We start from the raw sequence: 2,801 nt of genomic DNA on the forward strand, positions 1-2,801 counted from the left end.
ATAATAATATAAAAACAACTACGCGAATGCGTAGTTTTCTTATTTTGTGTTTGGTGTAGGTAGTCCCATGAGTGTAGTGAAGCCCTTATTATGGCTATTAGAACCGTATATCGTATATAAAGCCTATTTGTGGGCGCTCCGCTTTATAGCTCATCCATTGACGTGGGAAGGCGAGATAGATTTATTCTCTTTGACCTTAACAGTGCTGCTTATTCTTGATGCGGTGGCGTTGCCCTTGGTGATTTTGTATTGCCCAGGACTTAATCCTAGAAAGCGTATGCCCGACTGGATTGTCCGATTAGGTACACCTATTTATATCGTCCATAATTGGCTCGATGGTAAGGTGGGCGGCGGTACGTCTACACCGATTGTATGGCTTCGCAGAGCCTTACATTCACTATTGCTATTTATCTATTATCTTGTGCCGTTTTATGTGGGCGGTCATCTCGTAATGGGCCTCGTAGTAGCGCTCATGTATGATGTCCTTGTCTGGGCTCATGGAGGTGTGTAGTGGCTACTTGTGAATGGCCGACGACGCCCTTGTATCAGGCGTATCACGATCATGAGTGGGGCCGTCCTATTCATGATGACCGATTGCAGTTTGAGTATCTCTGTCTTGAAAGCCTCCAATGTGGTCTCAGTTGGCTTACGATTTTGAATAAACGAGACATTATTCGAGGATGCTTTAATTACTTTGATATTGATGCGGTTGCTACTTATGGTGAAAGCGACATCGAACGGATTATGCAGACTGAGGGCATGCTCAAGTCTCGCCCTAAAATTGAGGCTATCATCAATAATGCTTTTGCTTTTAAACGTATTCAAGATGAATTTGGTTCGTTTTGCAACTATATCTGGGCTTTCACAGATAATAAAACAATTATTTATGAAAGCCATCCCGATGGGCATGTGCCAGCAAAGAATGGTCTGTCTACACGGATTAGTAAGGATCTAAAGAAGCGAGGGTTTAAGTTTGTAGGACCCGTTACTATTTATTCCCATCTGCAAGCTAGTGGCCTTATCAACGATCACGGTAAGGATTGTCCTTGTTTTGACGAGATTAATAAGACGGCAGATATTATTCAATTGCCTGTAGACGCTGAGGATTAATATAGTTTTCAAATAATCGTTAGTTAACAATAGTTTTTATACATGATTGGTTTTACAAAATTAAACTTGTGTTAAACCGCACTTTAAGGTGTACACTATAGTCGATGGAAAGATAGCGTTCCATCATATGTCGGCCCGCTTTATATACAAACACATATATTCTCTCTCTCCAAAGCGGGTCTCTCATATACTTCTCTCTCAAAGCTATAAACACAACATGAAGCCCCTATCCTTTACGGGATAGGGGCTTTTTGCTATATGTTTTTATCTAGGGCATATAATGGCATAGATTGGTTGTATACCATGATAAATTGATTTATTTCGATATAGTTGATATACTGATGATGAAATAAAGTATTACTTTCACAATTCAGAAAGGGAAATATATGATTGGTTTGGGCACGGCCATTAACATTGGCCTCATCATAGCCGGCAGCTTGTGCGGCCGCGCATTTGGTCGGTTTATGAAAGAAAATTTGAAACAGACGCTCATGATGGTGAGCGGCATTATTGTTCTCCTCCTCGGGATGAGCGGTGCCATGCAGTATATGCTAGTCATCGTGAACGGAACGATACAAACGACGGGGCCTATGCTGATGATCATTAGCATGGTGGCAGGCGCCGTAATTGGCGAGCTTATCGACCTTAACCGTTGGATTACTGTATTTGGCGACTGGGTGAAAGCCAAAACTGGGAACACTGGCGATCCGCAGTTTACGCACGCTTTTATTACGGCATCCCTTACGTTTACAGTGGGAGCCATGGGAGTACTAGGTTCTATTCAAGACGGCTTAACGGGTAATTACCAAACGCTCTTATTAAAAGGTATCCTAGACGGTATCATTGTTATGGTGATGGTATCCTCTATGGGGAAGGGTGCGTTGTTCTCCTTTATTCCTGTAGGGATTACGCAATGGATCATTACAGCTATGGCACACATTGCGGCACCGTTGATGACACCGAGTGCCATCGATAACCTATCCTACGTGGGCTCTATTCTGATCTTCTGCGTCGGTATTGACCTCATCTGGCCTGGTAAAATCCGCATTGCGAACTTATTACCAGCCATCTTTGTAGCTATGGGGCTTACATTCTTGCTATAATGTAAATCGCATTATGAATACTAATAAAAATAATATATAGATTTTATAAGAGACCTATATTCTCTAACCTTTCACTGCTGTACTTTGCACATGAGAGTCTAGAGAATATAGGTCTTTTTATATTTGTAGCCATTATAAAAGTTAGTACTAATATTTGCTGATCTTCAAGTGATGACTAGAAGTAGATACATTCCGAAATAGGTGACCAATAGAGTCAGAAGAACAGTAGGATTTGAGTGCTGTTTTAGAGAAATCTTTTACCGAAATCATTTATAGAATAAAGTTATTCCACAATATACCTGAAATACAGGTATATATTATTGAGGTATACCTGTAAAACAGGTATAATCAAAGGAGAGGTTCTATGATTATCGGATTTAAAGATAAGGAAACAGAAAAGGTTTACCATCAGAGTTTTTCTAAACGCTTTTCACCGTTTATACAAAGATTAGCTCTTCGTAAGCTAATATTATTAGATAATGCTGAATCGATACAGGATTTAAGGTGGCCATCTGGTAACCGATTAGAGTTATTGCAAGGCAATCGCTTTGGCCAGTATAGTTTACGGATTAATAGCCAGTATAGATT

4 protein-coding genes are annotated in these 2,801 nt (G+C 40.4%); all 4 read left to right on the top strand.

From position 1 onward, the window contains the following. The first annotated feature begins 67 nt into the window (after window positions 1-67). Window positions 68-511 (top strand): hypothetical protein, encoded by a 444-nt coding sequence (locus tag QZ334_RS07770; RefSeq protein WP_039968845.1) that lies wholly within the window; start codon window positions 68-70, stop codon window positions 509-511. Continuing rightward, on the top strand, window positions 511-1,110 hold the full coding sequence (locus QZ334_RS07775; protein ID WP_295233397.1) for a DNA-3-methyladenine glycosylase I: 600 nt from the start codon (window positions 511-513) through the stop codon (window positions 1,108-1,110). Before QZ334_RS07770 ends, QZ334_RS07775 begins: the two co-directional genes overlap by 1 nt. A 386-nt stretch (window positions 1,111-1,496) precedes the next feature. Next, entirely contained in the window at window positions 1,497-2,213 is a 717-nt protein-coding gene (locus QZ334_RS07780) for a DUF554 domain-containing protein (RefSeq protein WP_295233399.1), read from the top strand. Between the two features lie 364 nt (window positions 2,214-2,577). Continuing rightward, window positions 2,578-2,801 (top strand): type II toxin-antitoxin system RelE/ParE family toxin (locus QZ334_RS07785; RefSeq protein ID WP_295233401.1); only part of this gene is annotated, 224 nt, incomplete at its 3' end.

This window comes from Veillonella sp., assembly GCF_019414865.1.
In the GTDB taxonomy this organism is placed as follows: Bacteria; Bacillota; Negativicutes; order Veillonellales; family Veillonellaceae; genus Veillonella.